The 15,875-nt window shown below is 62.6% G+C and carries 10 protein-coding genes; 8 read left to right on the plus strand and 2 right to left on the minus strand.

Translation table 11 applies throughout. The annotated features are described in order from the left end of the window. The first annotated feature begins 79 nt into the window (after window positions 1-79). The 6 genes from recC (at window position 80) to yfiB (ending at window position 11,743) form a co-directional block, all read left to right on the plus strand. A complete protein-coding gene (gene recC / locus OSC50_RS03175) occupies window positions 80-3,532 on the plus strand; it encodes an exodeoxyribonuclease V subunit gamma (RefSeq protein ID WP_266246781.1) in 3,453 nt (1,150 codons plus the stop codon). Then, on the plus strand, window positions 3,529-7,203 hold the full coding sequence (gene recB / locus OSC50_RS03180; protein ID WP_266246779.1) for an exodeoxyribonuclease V subunit beta: 3,675 nt from the start codon (window positions 3,529-3,531) through the stop codon (window positions 7,201-7,203). The genes recC and recB overlap by 4 nt, the downstream gene beginning before the upstream one ends. Continuing rightward, window positions 7,200-9,257, plus strand: a complete 2,058-nt coding sequence (gene recD, locus OSC50_RS03185) for an exodeoxyribonuclease V subunit alpha (RefSeq protein ID WP_266246777.1) — start codon at window positions 7,200-7,202, stop codon at window positions 9,255-9,257. Before recB ends, recD begins: the two co-directional genes overlap by 4 nt. 155 nt (window positions 9,258-9,412) lie before the next feature. Further along, window positions 9,413-9,988, plus strand: a complete 576-nt coding sequence (gene yfiR / locus OSC50_RS03190) for a regulatory sequestration protein YfiR (RefSeq protein ID WP_181078856.1) — start codon at window positions 9,413-9,415, stop codon at window positions 9,986-9,988. Beyond that, entirely contained in the window at window positions 9,985-11,247 is a 1,263-nt protein-coding gene (dgcN, locus tag OSC50_RS03195) for a diguanylate cyclase DgcN/YfiN (protein ID WP_253509369.1), read from the plus strand. The genes yfiR and dgcN overlap by 4 nt, the downstream gene beginning before the upstream one ends. A 4-nt stretch (window positions 11,248-11,251) precedes the next feature. After that, a complete protein-coding gene (gene yfiB / locus OSC50_RS03200) occupies window positions 11,252-11,743 on the plus strand; it encodes an outer membrane lipoprotein YfiB (RefSeq protein ID WP_181078852.1) in 492 nt (163 codons plus the stop codon). Between the two features lie 61 nt (window positions 11,744-11,804). On the opposite strand, the gene OSC50_RS03205 is transcribed toward yfiB, so the two are convergent. Next, the gene (locus OSC50_RS03205; RefSeq protein WP_253509367.1) at window positions 11,805-12,752 is read right to left on the minus strand and encodes a LysR family transcriptional regulator; all 948 of its coding nucleotides are present in this window, start codon (window positions 12,750-12,752) and stop codon (window positions 11,805-11,807) included. A 132-nt stretch (window positions 12,753-12,884) separates the two neighbouring features. Between OSC50_RS03205 and OSC50_RS03210 the strand changes: the two genes are divergently transcribed. Together OSC50_RS03210 and mmsB are read left to right on the plus strand one after the other, a co-directional pair. Beyond that, window positions 12,885-14,402: a CoA-acylating methylmalonate-semialdehyde dehydrogenase gene (locus OSC50_RS03210; RefSeq protein ID WP_253509365.1), complete on the plus strand. Its 1,518-nt coding sequence runs from the start codon at window positions 12,885-12,887 to the stop codon at window positions 14,400-14,402. A 15-nt stretch (window positions 14,403-14,417) separates the two neighbouring features. Next, complete coding sequence (gene mmsB / locus OSC50_RS03215; protein WP_181078846.1) at window positions 14,418-15,305, plus strand: 3-hydroxyisobutyrate dehydrogenase; 888 nt, start codon at window positions 14,418-14,420, stop codon at window positions 15,303-15,305. Window positions 15,306-15,390: 85 nt separating this feature from the next. Here mmsB and OSC50_RS03220 read toward each other — a convergent pair whose 3' ends face one another. Next, window positions 15,391-15,735, minus strand: coding sequence for a cupin domain-containing protein (locus OSC50_RS03220; RefSeq protein ID WP_181078844.1), 345 nt, complete (start codon window positions 15,733-15,735; stop codon window positions 15,391-15,393). Window positions 15,736-15,875 lie beyond the last annotated feature (140 nt).

Raw genomic sequence — 15,875 nt, forward strand, 5'->3', positions numbered from 1 at the left:
CGAAAAGCGCCACGGGCGTCAGCGTCGTCATCAATGCTAAAGTCCATACCCCCGATTTTGCTTTCCCAAGGAAGCTGTTATGCCGGATGCGGAGTCCCTCAGCGCTGGATTCATGGTGGTTCACGGTAACCGCTTGGATGAGCTGCGCAGCCTGGTGGTGAGCTGGATGCGCCGGTATCCCCTCGCGCCCCTGGAAAACGAAATTGCGTTGGTACAAAGCAACGGTATCGCCCAGTGGCTCAAACTGGCGCTGGCTGAAGATCCAGAAGATGACGACATGGGCGGCTGCGGCATTGCCGCCGCCATTGATGTGCAACTTCCTGGCAGTTTTATGTGGCAGCTCTATCGCATGGTTCTGGGCCGCGATGAAATCCCGCCCAAATCCCTGCTCGACAAAGCCCCACTCACTTGGCGCCTTATGCGCCTGCTGCCGGAACTGATCAACCAACCACACTTCGAACCGTTGCAGCGCTTCCTCACCCACGACACCGACCTGCGTAAGCGCTATCAATTGGCTGAGCGCCTGGCTGACCTGTTTGACCAATATCAGGTTTACCGTGCTGACTGGCTGGAGGATTGGGCCGCCGGCCGCCATCAACTTCGCAACGGGCGAGGTGAAACCAAACCCCTGAACCCGGCGAACTGCTGGCAAGCAGAATTGTGGCGTGCATTGCTGGTGGACGTTGGGGAAGAGGGTATGTCTGAAAGCCGTGCCGGCGTGCACCAGCGCTTCATCGAGCGGATCAATTCGCTTGAGCAGGCCCCGTCCGGCCTGCCTTCACGAGTCATTGTTTTCGGCATCTCTTCCTTGCCGGCCCAGGCTCTTGAAGCACTCGCCGGGTTGGCTCGTTTCAGTCAGGTCCTGCTGTGCGTACACAACCCCTGTCGCCATCATTGGTCCGACATCGTCGCCGACAAAGACCTGCTTCGTAACGAATACAAAAGGCAGGCGCGCAAGACCGGCATGCCCATCAGTATCGACCCGCAAACCCTGCACCAGCACGCCCATCCGTTGTTGGCCGCCTGGGGCAAACAGGGGCGCGACTACATAAGCCTGCTGGACAGTTACGACGACCCTAACAGCTACCGCGCCGCATTCCGCGATGGACGCATAGACCTGTTCAGCGACAGTGAGCCCACCACGCTGCTCAATCAGTTGCAGGACGATATCCTCGAACTGCGCCCGCTCAATGAAACCCGCGCTCTATGGCCCGCTGTCGACCTGCAGCGTGACACGTCAATCCGCTTCCACATCGCCCACAGCGCTCAACGCGAAGTCGAAGTGCTCCACGACCAACTGCTGCACCGCTTCAGTGCCGACGCCACGCTGCGACCTCGGGACATCATCGTCATGGTCCCGGATGTCGACAGCTACGCGCCGCACATTCGCGCCGTGTTCGGCCAACTCGAGCGCAATGATCCGCGCTTCATCCCATTCACCTTGACCGACCAGGGACAACGTGGACGCGACCCTCTGCTGATCGCCGTGGAGCACTTGCTCAAACTCCCCGACAGCCGCTTTCCTGTCAGCGAAATTCTTGATCTGCTCGACGTGCCCGCCCTGCGCGAACGCTTTGCGATCAAAGAGCGCGACTTGCCGACGCTGCACCGCTGGATCGAAGGCGCCGGCATTCGCTGGGGGCTCAACGCGCAACAACGTGCCAGCCTGGGCCTGCCCGCTGAGCTTGAGCAGAACAGCTGGCGATTCGGGCTGCGCCGCATGTTGCTGGGATACGCAGTCGGTAGCGGTGCGGCCTGCGAAGGTATTGAGCCCTACGATGAGATCGGCGGTCTTGATGCCGCGCTGATCGGCCCGCTGGTCGCGTTGCTCGATGCACTGAGTGATGCTCACCAGGCCTTGTCCGAACCGACTACTCCCCAACAATGGGGCGAACGCCTGCAACGCTTGATGCAGCGGTTCTTCCTGGCCAGCAGCGAACATGATGACTTTCTCCTGAGCCAACTTGAGCAACTGCGGGAAACCTGGCTCGAAACCTGCGAGTCCGTCGGTCTGCAGGATGAGTTACCACTCACCGTGGTCCGTGAAGCCTGGCTGGCCGGTCTGGACCAGGGCCGGTTGTCTCAGCGTTTTCTTGCCGGCGCTGTCAATTTCTGCACCCTGATGCCGATGCGCGCTATCCCCTTCAAACTCGTCTGTCTGCTGGGTATGAACGATGGCGATTACCCCCGTGCGCAGCCGCCACTGGACTTCGACCTGATGGGCAGCGATTACCGCCCTGGCGACCGATCGCGCCGCGAAGATGACCGTTACCTGCTGCTCGAGGCCCTGCTCTCGGCCCGCGACCAGCTCTACATCAGTTGGGTCGGCCGTAGCATCCGAGACAATAGTGAGCGTCCGGCTTCGGTGCTGATCGGCCAGCTGCGCGATCATCTCGCCAGCGGTTGGAAGCACGCAACAAGTGACGAACCGCTCATCGACGCCCTGACTCAGGAACACCCCTTGCAGCCCTTCAGCGCCCGCTATTTCCACGCGGGCGATCCATTGTTCAGCTACGCCCGTGAATGGCAGCTGCTGCACGAGGCCACATCCACTGCCGCGCCGGAGCCCGAGCTGACGCAACACCAGCAAGAAGAACCGCTAAGCCTCGGTCAGTTGCAGGATTTCCTGCGCAACCCGGTCAAGCACTTCTTCAGTCAGCGCCTGAAAGTATTCTTTGAGGCCGCCGAAGTTCCGCTCGCCGATGAAGAACCTTTTGTCCTGGACGCCCTGCAACGCTACAACCTGAGCGACAGCCTGCTCAATGCTGCACTGAGCCAGCCGGATCACCTCGACCAGGCGCTCAAGGCCCAGGCCCAGCGTCTGCAGGGCAGTGGTCTGTTGCCCATGGTTGGTTTCGGCGAGTGCCTGCGCAACGAACTGATCGAGCCCTTGCCCGATCTGCTGCAACGCTACCAGCAATTGCTGGCCCTATGGCCAACTCCTCACACCGCTGCCGAACCGGTCAGTTTTGAGCATCAAGGGATCAGGCTCGAAGGCTGGGTCAGCGGCCTGCATCGGCGCAGTGATGGCGGATTGCTCAGCGTGAGCACCATCCCGAACAGCATCGGCTCGATCAAGACGCGCAAGTGGCATCGTCTGATCCGCCCTTGGGTCAATCACGTGGTGGGCTGCGCCTGCGGACTGCCCTTGAGTACTGGCCTGGTGGCCAGCGACGACACCTTACTCCTGGCTCCGCTGGCCCCGGCGCTCGCCCAGGACATCCTCGGCAACCTGCTCCTGGCCTGGCACAGCGGTATGCGCAAGCCACTGCCGGTGGCCGTCAAGACCGCATTTGCGTGGCTGGGCCAAACCGATCCGGCCAAAGCCCATGCCGCGGCGAGCAAGGCCTATGAAGGCGACGGCCTGACCACCGACGGCGAACGGAGAGAGAGCCCTGCGCTCACGCGCCAATTCCCGGACTACGCAGCGCTAACGGCCAGCGAAGAATTCGAGGGTTGGTGCGAAGCGCTCTATCGACCGATGATCAATGCGCCGTGGCGATCACTCACTGGCGAGGAGGCCGGCGCATGAGCAGTAAACCCTTGGCGCTGGCCTTCCCACTTAAGGGCAGCCAGCTGATTGAGGCCAGCGCCGGCACCGGCAAGACCTTCACCATCTCCGCCTTGTACCTGCGCCTGGTGCTTGGCCACGGCGGCGATGAGTGGGGCTTTGGGCGGGAATTGCTGCCGCCGCAGATCCTGGTAGTGACGTTTACCGACGCCGCCACCAAAGAACTGCGTGAACGCATTCGCATTCGTCTGGCCGAAGCCGCGCGGTTCTTCCGCGACGAGATCCCGTCACCCGACGCATTAATCACCGACCTGCGCGCGCACTATGCGCCGCAACAGTGGCATGCCTGCGCCAACCGCCTGGACATCGCGGCCCAGTGGATGGACGAAGCGGCCGTCTCCACCATCCACAGTTGGTGCCAGCGCATGCTGCGCGAGCACGCGTTCGACAGCGGCAGCCTGTTTACCCAGACGTTGGAAACCGATCACAGCGACCTGCTCGGCGAGGTGCTGCGCGATTACTGGCGACTGTTCTGCTACCCGATGCACGACGATGCGCTCAACTGGGTGCGCACCCACTGGGGCGGTCCCGCTGCGTTGATGCCGCGCGTGCGCGCGCTGTTCGGCAGTGAACGGCCCGGCGACGACACACGCGCCCCCGCCGAATTGATCAACGCTTGTCTGCAGGAGCGTCGCGAGGCGCTGGTCGCCCTCAAAGCGCCCTGGCAACAGTGGGCCGCCGAACTGCGCGATCTCTGCCTGCAAGCCGTGGCCGCCAAAGCCGTCGACGGTCGTAAGATGCAGGCACGGTATTTCGAGCCCTGGTTTGAAAAAATCAGCGCCTGGGCGAACGATGAAACCCTGGAGCAACTGGATATCGGCACCGGTTTCAGTCGCCTCACGCCCGAGGGTATGGCCGAAGCCTGGAAAGACGAACCGCCCCGGCATCCCGGCATTGAGGCCATGGCCACTCTCAAGGCCAGCCTCGACGCGTTGCCGAGCCCCGACGCCGCCGTGCTACAACACGCGGCCGCCTGGGTGAGCAAACGGTTCGAAGAAGAAAAACGCCGCCGCGCCGAAATGGGCTTCGACGACATGCTGATCCGCCTTAACGCCGCCCTTCAAGCAGAGGGCGGCGAGCGCCTGGCCAGTGTGATCCGCGAGCAGTTCCCGGTAGCGCTGATTGATGAATTCCAGGACACCGATCCGGTGCAGTACAGCATCTTCGACAGTATCTACCGCATCGAAGAAAACCACCTCGACAGTGGCCTGTTCCTGATTGGCGACCCCAAACAAGCGATCTACGCTTTTCGCGGCGCCGACATCTACACCTACCTGCGCGCGCGCAAGTCCACCCTCGGCCGTCATCACACCCTGGGCACCAACTTTCGCTCCAGCCATGCAATGGTCGAGGCGGTGAACCACGTATTCCAGCGCGCAGAAACCGGGCGCGGCGCGTTTTTGTTCCGCGCACCGAATGGCGACAATCCGGTGCCGTTCCAGCCGGTATTGTCCCAGGGGCGCAAAGAAACCCTGCTGGTCGACGGCCAACGGGTGCCGGCGATGAACCTCTGGCACCTGCCCACCGATCAACCGATTTCCAATGCGGTTTACCGCCAGCACCTGGCCGCTGCCTGCGCCACGCAGATTGTCGAGTTGCTCAACGCCGGGCAGCAAGGCAAGGCCGGCTTTCTACAGCCGGACGCCAGCCTCAAAGGCGTAATGCCGTCGGACATCGCCATCCTGGTGCGCGATGGCAAGGAAGCCCAAGCCGTGCGTGGCGAATTGGCCGCCCGAGGCGTGCGCAGTGTGTACCTGTCCGATAAGGACTCCGTATTCGCCGCCCAGGAAGCCCACGACCTGCTGGCCTGGCTCAAAGCCTGCGCCGAGCCGGATGTGGAGCGCCCACTGCGCGCCGCCCTGGCGTGCGTCACCCTGAACCTGACACTGCCTGAACTGGAACGTCTGAATCAGGACGAACTGGCGTGGGAAAGCCGCGTGATGCAGTTCCGGGGCTACCGTGCGATCTGGCGCACCCAAGGCGTGTTGCCGATGCTGCGGCGTTTGCTGCATGACTTCAAATTGCCGCAAACCCTGATCGCCCGCAGCGACGGCGAGCGGGTGTTGACCAACCTGCTGCACCTGAGCGAATTACTGCAACAGGCCGCCTCGGAGCTGGACGGCGAACAGGCGCTGATCCGCCACCTGGCCGAGCATCTGGCACTGTCGGGGCAAGCCGGTGAAGAGCAGATCCTGCGCCTGGAAAGCGATGAGCAATTGGTCAAAGTGGTCACCATCCACAAGTCCAAAGGCCTGGAGTACGACCTGGTGTTCCTGCCGTTCATCTGCTCGGCCAAGCCGGTGGACGGCAGTCGCCTGCCGCTGCATTACCACGATGAACACGGCACTTCTCACATCAGCCTGCGCCCGACTGCCGAACTGATTGCCCAGGCTGACGACGAGCGGCTGGCCGAGGACCTGCGTTTGTTCTATGTCGCCCTGACCCGCGCCAAGCATGCGTGCTGGCTGGGCGTTGCCGACCTCAAACGCGGCAATAACAGCCGTTCGGTCCTGCACCTGTGTGCGCTGGGCTATTTGCTCGGCGGCGGCGCAGCGCTCGGCGAGTCCGCGGGCCTGGCGCGTTGGCTATTGAACTTGCAGGACGGTTGCCCAGCCATCCATTACGCCCAGGTGCCCGAGGCGCGGGACGTGTTGTTCCATCCGCCACGCAACCCGGCCACGTTGCTGGCGCCGTTATTGCCCGCTCGCAAGGCGGCGGAAAACTGGTGGATTGCGTCCTACAGCGCTCTACGCATTGGCGACAGCTTGAGCACCGCTACCCTCGAAGCGCCTGAAAGCCCACAAGCGCAAAAGCTGTTCGATGACGAACGCCTCGACCCTGACGCACCGCGCGAAATGGCGGCATCTGGGGGCGATATTCACCGTTTCCCACGCGGGCCCAATCCCGGCACCTTTCTGCATGGCCTGCTGGAATGGGCCGGTGAAGACGGCTTCAACGTAACGCCTGAGGCTATCGAAAAAGCCGTTGGCGCGCGCTGCAATCGGCGTAACTGGGAAGGCTGGATCGTCACCCTCAGCGCCTGGCTGGGCCACCTGTTGCACACACCACTGCCTGTGGATAACGGCCATGTCACCTTGAACAGCCTGCAGCAGTACCAGATCGAAATGGAGTTCTGGTTCGCCAGCCATAAAGTCGATGTACTTGCTCTGGATAAACTGGTGTGTCAGCACACTCACAACGGCGTCGCCCGCGTAGCTGCCGAACCGGTGCTGCTCAACGGCATGTTCAAGGGGTTCATCGACCTGACGTTTGAACACCACGGTCGCTACTACGTGGCCGACTATAAATCCAACTGGCTCGGCCCCGACGATTCGGCCTACACCCGGCAAGCCATGGAACAGTCGATCCTCGAGCATCGCTACGACCTGCAATACGTTCTTTACCTGCTGGCCCTGCATCGCCAGCTCAAGGCGCGCTTGCCCGACTACGATTACGACCGTCACGTGGGTGGTGCGCTGTATCTGTTCCTGCGCGGCACCCAGTCGGCCAGCCAAGGCGCCTATTTCACCCGACCGCCACGAGCGTTGATCGAGGGCCTCGATCTGCTGTTCCAAGGCAAACCGCTGCCGCCGAAGGCTGAGCCCGCCTGGGAACAAGGAGTGTTGTTATGAGCCTGTCGCCGCTCCCGCTGGAGGCGTTGGAACCGTTGGAACGTGCCGTCGACCTGGTGCAACTGCTGGAGCGCTGGGTCGAGCGCGGCTGGTTGCGAGCGCTGGACAAAGCCTTCGTCGGCTTCCTGCACGAACTCGATCCCCTGGCCGATCCTCTGTTATTGCTTGCCGCTGCATTGACCAGCCATCAACTGGGCCACGGCCATGTCTGCCTGGATTTGTTCGAAACCCTCAAAGCGCCGGATTTCGCTCTGTCCCTGCCTCCCGAAGGTGACCTGCAGACGGGCGCGATGCTCCTCCCGTCGCAGTTGCTCGATGGCCTCGACGGCGCTCACTGGTGCCATGTACTGGCCGCCAGTCCCTTGGTCGCCCTGGCGCTGGACGGCAGCGAGGCGGCGCAGAGCCGGCCCTTGGTGTTGTCAGGTAAACGTCTGTACCTGCGGCGTTATTGGACTTACGAGCGGCGTATCGACACTGCATTGCGCCTGCGCCTGGCGACCCGCGAAAACGTTGCCGACGATTTGCCCGAGCGCTTGAACGGTCTGTTCGACCAACCTGCGCCCGACGGCGTGGTGGATTGGCAGAAACTCGCCTGTGCACTGGCCACGCGAGGTGCGTTCAGCATCGTCACCGGCGGGCCCGGCACCGGCAAGACCACCACTGTGGTGCGTCTGCTTGCGTTGCTGCAGGCGCCTGCCGTGGAAATCGGCACCCCGTTGCGTATTCGCCTGGCGGCGCCCACCGGCAAAGCGGCTGCGCGGCTCACCGAGTCCATCAGCCAGCAAGTGCTGTCGCTGAGCGTGCCCGAGGCCGTGCGCGAAAAAATTCCTACTCAGGTCACCACGGTTCACCGCTTGCTGGGCAGTCGTCCAGGCACCCGACACTTCCGGCACCATGCGGGCAACCCATTGCCGTTGGATGTGCTGGTGGTGGACGAGGCCTCGATGATCGACCTGGAAATGATGGCCAACCTGCTGGATGCCCTGCCGCCCCATGCCCGTCTGGTGCTGCTGGGCGACAAGGATCAATTGGCGTCCGTGGAAGCCGGCGCGGTGCTCGGTGACCTGTGCCGCGACGCCGAGGCCGGTTGGTACAACCCCGACACGCGCCAGTGGCTGCAAGCCGTCAGCGGCGAAGACCTCAGCACCAGCGGCCTGAGCGAAGACCTCGACCACAGCCATCCCCTGGCCCAGCAAGTGGTGATGCTGCGCTACTCGCGCCGGTTCGGCGAAGGCAGCGGCATCGGGCAACTGGCGCGCTGGGTCAATCAACAGAACGCGGAAGAAGCGCGCAGGCTGCTGGCTGCGCGCAGTCACCGCGACCTGTTCTGTGTCAGCCTCAAGGGCGAACACGACCACGCCCTGGAGCGCCTGGTGCTGGACGGGCAGGGCGGCGGTGCCGAGGGCTATCGTTATTACTTGAACCTGCTGCAATCGGCGCGTCCGTCACCTGCCGCCCCGCGTGACGACCCCGCCTGGACGGCCTGGGCCCAGCAACTGTTGCAAGCCTTCGACGCGTTCCAATTGCTCTGCGCCGTGCGCAAGGGCCCGTGGGGCGTGGAGGGGCTGAACGCGCGTATCACTGCGGCGTTACGCAAGGTGAGGCTGATCGAAGGCGATGAGCAATGGTATGAAGGTCGCCCCGTGCTGATGACCCGCAACGACTATGGCCTGGGTTTGATGAATGGCGACATCGGCATCGCCCTCAAACTGCCCGAAAGCGACGGCGGCCCGCAGGTGCTGCGCGTCGCGTTCCCACGTAACGATGGTCAGGGTGGTGTGCGTTTTGTACTGCCCAGTCGTCTGAATGATGTGGAAACCGTGTACGCCATGACCGTGCACAAATCCCAGGGCTCGGAATTCACCCACACCGCGCTGATCCTGCCGGACGCCTTGAATCCGGTATTGACCAAGGAGTTGATCTACACCGGCATCACCCGCGCCAAACGCTGGTTCAGCTTGATCGAGCCGCGCGGCGGTGTATTTGAGGAAGCGGTGCGACGCAAGGTCAAGCGTTTGAGCGGGCTGATGCTGGAATTGGATAGCGGCGCCTGAAAAGCTGACTGACAGGTCATCTAATATTTCTTATTTCGCTGTGTGAATTTTCTGAAAAAATAGCGGCCCTCGCGATGGCACTGCCTCGCGGGGTTTTTCGCCGCTGTGCTATCGTTGCGGCATCACCCCACGAAAACACCCGAGAGAATCGCAGCATGAACGTGGCTGTCTCGCCCACAGAGTGCCGTTGGAGCTGGAGACGCCTGCTGCTGATCGCGCTGCTGTGTGTGCTGGCACCGCGCGTGTTCGCTGAAGCCTCAGGCGGCGACCGCATGGCTGATCAGCGTGCCGAGGCCGTCACTCAGGTGGTCCTGGGCATCCTCAGTTATGCGCGCTGGCCGGTCGAGCCGGCGCAATTGCGTTTGTGCATCGTCGGGCCTACCCAATACACCGACGACCTGATCAAGGGCACCACTCAGGCCACCGGCCGTCCGGTAGTGGTGCAGCGCCTGCTGGTCAACCATCCCGATATCGTCAATGCCTGCGATGCGGTGTACATCGGCAAGCTTTCCGCCGACGAGCGCAGCCAGTTGTTTGCCTCGTTGATCGGTCACCCGGTGCTCAGCATCAGCGAAGGCGGCGACCCATGCACCGTGGGCAGTCTGTTCTGCCTGCGTGTGGGCAATGAGCAGGTGTCGTTCGAGGTCAACCTCGACTCGGTGGCACGCAGCGGCGTGCGCATTCACCCCAGCGTGCTGCAACTGTCCCGCCGCCGGTCGCCGGGGCCATGACCGACGTGAAAGTGCGACCTACCCTGCGCTCCGTCATCGGCCGTGGTCACTTGATCCTGGCGCTGGTAGCGGTGACCCTGGCCAGTGTGTCCCTGACCCTGCTCGGTGTGTTGGCGCTGCGCGTATATGCCGAACATAACCTGCAACTGATCGCGCGCTCGATCACCTATACGGTGGAAGCGGCGGTGGTGTTCAACGACAGCGCCGCAGCCACCGAAGCACTGAGCCTGATTGCTTCCACCGAAGAAGTGGCCGAGGCCGAAGTATTCGAGGCTGATGGCAATCTATTAGCCTATTGGGCGCGACCCGAAACCGGCCTGCTTTCGCGGGTTGAATTGGCGCTGGCGCACACCCTGCTCGAACAGCCGATCAACCAACCGATCCTGCACCAGGGCCGCACGGTCGGCAGCATTCACCTGACTGGCCACGGCGGCAGCCTGCTGCGCTTCCTGCTCAGCGGCCTGGCCGGGATTCTGATCTGCACCGCCCTCAGCGCCTGGGTGGCGTTGCACCTGGCCCGGCGTCTGCTGCGTGGGATCACCGTGCCCCTGCAAAGCCTGGCCGCGGTAGCCCACGCCGCTCGCAGCGAGCGCGATTTTGACCGGCGAGTGCCACCGGCGCGCATCGCCGAACTCGACAGCCTCGGCAGTGACTTCAATGCCTTGCTCGGCGAAATGGAAGCCTGGCATAGCCACCTGCAAAGTGAAAATGAAACCCTGGCCCACCAGGCCAGCCACGACAGCCTGACCGGGTTGCCCAACCGCGCGTTCTTCGAGGGGCGGCTGATCCGAGCCCTGCGCGGCGCGGCCAAGGTCAACGAGCGGGTCGCGGTGCTGTTTCTCGACAGTGACCGTTTCAAGGACATCAACGACACCTTCGGCCACGCCGCCGGCGATGCGGTGCTGGTGGCCGTTGCCGCACGTGTGCGCGCGCAACTGCGGGACGGTGACCTGGTGGCACGCCTGGGCGGTGATGAATTCGCCATCCTGCTCGCGCCGTTGCACAAGGCCGAGGATGCACAACGCATCGCCGATAAAATCATCGCCAGTATGGACCTGCCGATTGACGTACCGGGTGGTACCCAGGTGGTCACTTCTCTGAGCATCGGGATTGCCCTTTACCCCGAACATGGCGCCACGCCCGGCACCTTGCTCAACGCCGCCGATGCGGCAATGTACCAGGCCAAACGCCTGTCCCAGGGCGGCCAGCACACGGCGGAGTCGGAGCACTCCGCTGTCAACGTTCAACACAGGAGTTGATCCCTTGTTCTCGACTGCACGCGTTATGTTTCTTACCTTGCTGGTGGCCCTGTCGGCCCTCGGTGGCTGTCAGACCCAACCCCCCAAGGGCCTGACCCCGGCGCAAGTCGCGGTGCTCAAGCAACAGGGGTTCGAACTCACCGACGACGGCTGGGCGTTCGGCCTGTCGGGCAAAGTGCTGTTCGGCAGCGACATCGAAACCCTCAACCCGCCCAGCACTGTAATCGTTCAACGCATCGGTAAAGCCTTGCTCGGCGTAGGTATTGAGCGCGTGCGCGTCGACGGCCACACCGATGCCTCCGGTAAGGAAACCTACAACCAGCAACTCTCCCTGCGCCGCGCCAAAAGCGTGGCCACGGTGTTGACTGGCGTGGGCATGAAAGACGAAAACATCCAACTACGCGGCTTGGGCAGCAGCCAGCCAGTCGCGTCGAACGACACCGCAGCGGGGCGCACCGAGAATCGGCGAGTGTCGATTGTAGTGATTGCCGACTGAGCGGCTTCAATCTGAAAGACCATCAAGTACGTGAAGGGGCTCGCCCGGCTGACCCATTGCTTTAATCCGCAAACCGCATCTGCCGGGTTTCCCCCATCAACAACCCCCGGTTCTGCTCCGTCACTTCCCGGATGTAGTCCCACAACAATGTAATGCGCTTCAACTTGCGCAGATCCTCCCGGCAGTACATCCAGAATTGGCGCGTAATCGTGATCTGCTCCCCCAGCACCGGCAGCAGGCGCGGGTCCTGTGCCGCCAGGAAACACGGCAAAATCGCCATCGAACGGCCCTGCTGCGCGGCCACGTATTGTGCAATGACGCTGGTGCTGCGCAGGCTGGCGCTGGCGCCGGGCACCACGTTGGCCAGGTAGAGCAGCTCGGAGCTGAAGGCCAGGTCGTCGACATAGCTGATAAATGGGTGCGTGGCCAGGTCCGACGGGCGTTGGATCGGTGGGTGTTGGTCGAGATAATCCTGGGTGGCATACAACTGCAAGGTGTAGTCGCACAGTTTGCAGCACACGTAAGGCCCGTGTTCCGGGCGTTCCAGGGCGATGACGATGTCGGCTTCGCGTTTGGACAGGCTGATGAAGTGGGGCAGGGGCAGGATGTCCACCGAGATCGCCGGGTAGGTGTCGACGAAGTGGCTCAACTGCGGCGTGACGAAGAAGCTGCCGAAGCCTTCGGTGCAGCCCATGCGCACATGCCCCGACAACGCCACGCCGGAGCCGGACACCTGCTCGCAGGCCATATGCAAAGTGCTTTCGATGGACTCGGCGTAGCCCAGCAGCCGCTGGCCTTCGGGGGTGAGCACAAAACCGTTGGTGCGGGATTTCTCGAACAGCAGCGTGCCCAGTGACACTTCCAGCGAACTGATGCGCCGCGACACCGTGGTGTAGTCCACCGCCAGGCGCTTGGCGGCGACGCTGGCCTTGCGGGTGCGGGCCACTTCGAGGAAAAACTTCAGGTCATCCCAGTTCAGGGAGCCCAGCGACGTGATGTTTTTTTGCATATTGGTCCGGCTTTTATGTGCGTTCTTATTAGAGATTTGCACATCTATACTCCAAAAACAGTCCGAGCGCCTCATTCTTCAGGGCGGTTCAACGCCTTGGTTCTCTGCATATAAATAAGAATTGGAGACCCCATGAACGCATCTGCCGAAATTTCCGTACAACCGGTCAAGCTACTGATCGACGGTGAATGGGTCGAGTCCAAGACCACCCAGTGGCAGGACATCGTCAACCCCGCCACTCAGCAAGTGCTGGCCAGAGTGCCGTTTGCCACCGCCGATGAAGTCAACGCCGCCATCGATGCCGCCCATCGCGCCTTCCAAACCTGGAAACTGACGCCGATCGGCGCGCGCATGCGCATCATGCTCAAACTGCAGGCCTTGATTCGCGAACACTCCAAGCGCATCGCCGTGGTCCTCAGCGCCGAGCAGGGTAAGACCATTGCCGATGCCGAAGGCGATATCTTCCGTGGCCTGGAAGTGGTGGAGCACGCCTGTTCCATCGGCACCCTGCAAATGGGTGAGTTCGCCGAGAACGTCGCCGGTGGCGTCGATACCTACACCCTGCGCCAACCTATCGGCGTGTGTGCGGGTATCACCCCGTTTAACTTCCCGGCGATGATTCCGCTGTGGATGTTCCCGATGGCCATCGCCTGCGGTAATACCTTCGTCCTCAAACCGTCCGAACAGGACCCACTATCGACCATGCTGCTGGTGGAGCTGGCGCTGGAAGCCGGCGTACCCGCGGGTGTGCTCAACGTGGTGCATGGCGGCAAGGACGTGGTGGATGCGCTGTGCACCCACAAAGACATCAAGGCCGTGTCCTTCGTCGGCTCGACGGCGGTGGGCACGCACGTCTACGACCTGGCCGGCAAACACGGCAAGCGTGTGCAATCGATGATGGGCGCCAAGAACCACGCGGTGGTGCTGCCGGATGCCAATCGCGAACACACCCTCAATGCCTTAGTCGGCGCCGGTTTCGGTGCGGCCGGCCAGCGCTGCATGGCCACCTCCGTGGTGGTGCTGGTGGGGGCGTCCAAACAATGGCTGCCAGACCTGAAGGCGCTGGCGCAGAAGCTCAAGGTCAACGCTGGCAGCGAAGCCGGCACCGATGTCGGCCCGGTGATTTCCAAGCGCGCCAAGGCACGCATCCTGGAGCTGATCGAAAGTGGCGTGCAGCAAGGCGCCAAGCTCGAATTGGACGGTCGCGACATCCAGGTGCCGGGTTTCGAGCAAGGCAACTTCGTTGGTCCGACCCTGTTCTCGGGCGTGACCACCGACATGCGCATTTACACCGAAGAAATCTTCGGCCCGGTGCTGGTGGTGATCGAAGTCGACACCCTCGACGAGGCCATCGCCCTGGTCAACGCCAACCCGTTCGGCAACGGCACCGGCCTGTTCACCCAGAGCGGCGCCGCGGCGCGTAAGTTCCAGAGCGAAATCGACGTGGGCCAGGTCGGCATCAACATCCCGATTCCGGTGCCGGTGCCGTTCTTCAGCTTCACCGGCTCCCGGGGTTCCAAGCTTGGCGACCTCGGCCCGTACGGCAAGCAAGTGGTGCAGTTCTATACCCAGACCAAAACCGTGACGAGCCGCTGGTTCGACGACGACACGGTCAACGATGGCGTCAACACCACCATCAACCTGCGCTGATTCCGGGAGACCACCATGAAGATCGCATTTATCGGTTTGGGCAACATGGGCGCGCCCATGGCCCGCAACCTGATCAAGGCCGGCCACGCGCTGAACCTGTTCGACCTCAACCAGACGGTGCTCAAGGAACTCGCCGAACTGGGCGGCACCATCAGCGACTCGCCGCGCCATGCCGCCCAAGGCGCTGAGCTGGTGATTACCATGCTGCCGGCCGCTGCCCACGTGCGCAGCGTGTGGCTGAATGACGATGGCGTGCTCGCCGGTATCGGCAGTGGCGTGCCGGCGGTGGACTGCAGCACCATCGATCCGCAGACCGCACGCGACGTGGCCGCAGCGGCAGCCAAGCACGGCGTGGCGATGGCCGACGCGCCCGTCTCCGGCGGTACCGGCGGCGCCCAGGCGGGCACATTGACCTTTATGGTCGGCGCTACCCCGGAACTGTTCGCCACCCTGCACCCGGTGCTGGCGCAAATGGGCCGCAACATCGTGCATTGCGGTGAAGTCGGCACCGGGCAGATCGCCAAGATCTGCAACAACCTGCTGCTGGGTATCAGCATGGTGGGCGTCAGCGAAGCCATGGCCCTGGGCGATGCGCTGGGGATCGACACCCAAGTGCTGGCGGGCATCATCAACAGCTCTACTGGGCGCTGCTGGAGCTCCGACACCTACAACCCATGGCCTGGCGTGATCGAAACCGCCCCGGCGTCCCGTGGCTACACCGGCGGTTTCGGTGCCGACCTGATGCTCAAGGATCTGGGCCTGGCCACCGAAGCTGCCCGCCAGGCCAGGCAGCCGGTGATTCTGGGCGCTGTGGCTCAACAGTTGTATCAATCCATGAGCCAGCGCGGGGAGGGCGGCCAGGACTTCTCGGCGATCGTTAACAGCTATCGCAAGCCCAAATAGGTCCTGCGCAAAGGAAACTGCGTGGTGAGCAGGACCGGCCCGCTCACCACCCACCTGCTCAATCCCTCATAAGCGGAGCGATTACTCAGGCGAACACAAAATACTTACGCACAGTCTCGACCACTTCCCACGTCCCCTTCATCCCTGGCTCCACCACAAAGATATCCCCGGCCCGCAAGTGAATCGGCGCCATCCCCTCAGGCGTGATCACGCAGTAGCCTTCCTGGAAATGGCAGTATTCCCACTTCACGTACTCCACGTACCACTTGCCCGGCGTGCAGATCCAGGTGCCCATGATCTTGCTGCCGTCTTCGCTGGTGTAGGCGTTGAGGTTGACGGTGTGCGGATCGCCTTCGAGCTTCTCCCATTTGCAGGCATCCAGGACCGGCAAGGGATGGGTGTCGCGCAGTACGGTAATGGGCTTGGGCATGATGACTCCGAGGCAAGTAAACGAGAGTCGAACCCTATAGCGTCGCCAGCACCCTCAGTGGTCTGAACTCGACATCGGGATGTCCAGAAGCGCAGATGAATAGGGTGTTATTTGCACGGCGAGGTCAATGTGGGAGGGGG

The organism is Pseudomonas quebecensis (assembly GCF_026410085.1).
Taxonomy (GTDB): domain Bacteria; phylum Pseudomonadota; class Gammaproteobacteria; order Pseudomonadales; family Pseudomonadaceae; genus Aquipseudomonas; species Aquipseudomonas quebecensis.

What these genes read in the sequence shown, in the direction of transcription:
- recD (WP_266246777.1), top strand. Translation starts at nt 7,200, where the DNA reads ATGAGCCTGTCGCCGCTCCCGCTGGAGGCGTTGGAACCGTTGGAACGT.
- recB (WP_266246779.1), top strand. Translation starts at nt 3,529, where the DNA reads ATGAGCAGTAAACCCTTGGCGCTGGCCTTCCCACTTAAGGGCAGCCAG.
- yfiR (WP_181078856.1), top strand. Translation starts at nt 9,413, where the DNA reads ATGAACGTGGCTGTCTCGCCCACAGAGTGCCGTTGGAGCTGGAGACGC.
- recC (WP_266246781.1), top strand. Translation starts at nt 80, where the DNA reads ATGCCGGATGCGGAGTCCCTCAGCGCTGGATTCATGGTGGTTCACGGT.
- OSC50_RS03210 (WP_253509365.1), top strand. Translation starts at nt 12,885, where the DNA reads ATGAACGCATCTGCCGAAATTTCCGTACAACCGGTCAAGCTACTGATC.
- dgcN (WP_253509369.1), top strand. Translation starts at nt 9,985, where the DNA reads ATGACCGACGTGAAAGTGCGACCTACCCTGCGCTCCGTCATCGGCCGT.
- mmsB (WP_181078846.1), top strand. Translation starts at nt 14,418, where the DNA reads ATGAAGATCGCATTTATCGGTTTGGGCAACATGGGCGCGCCCATGGCC.
- OSC50_RS03220 (WP_181078844.1), bottom strand. Translation starts at nt 15,735, where the DNA reads ATGCCCAAGCCCATTACCGTACTGCGCGACACCCATCCCTTGCCGGTC.
- OSC50_RS03205 (WP_253509367.1), bottom strand. Translation starts at nt 12,752, where the DNA reads ATGCAAAAAAACATCACGTCGCTGGGCTCCCTGAACTGGGATGACCTG.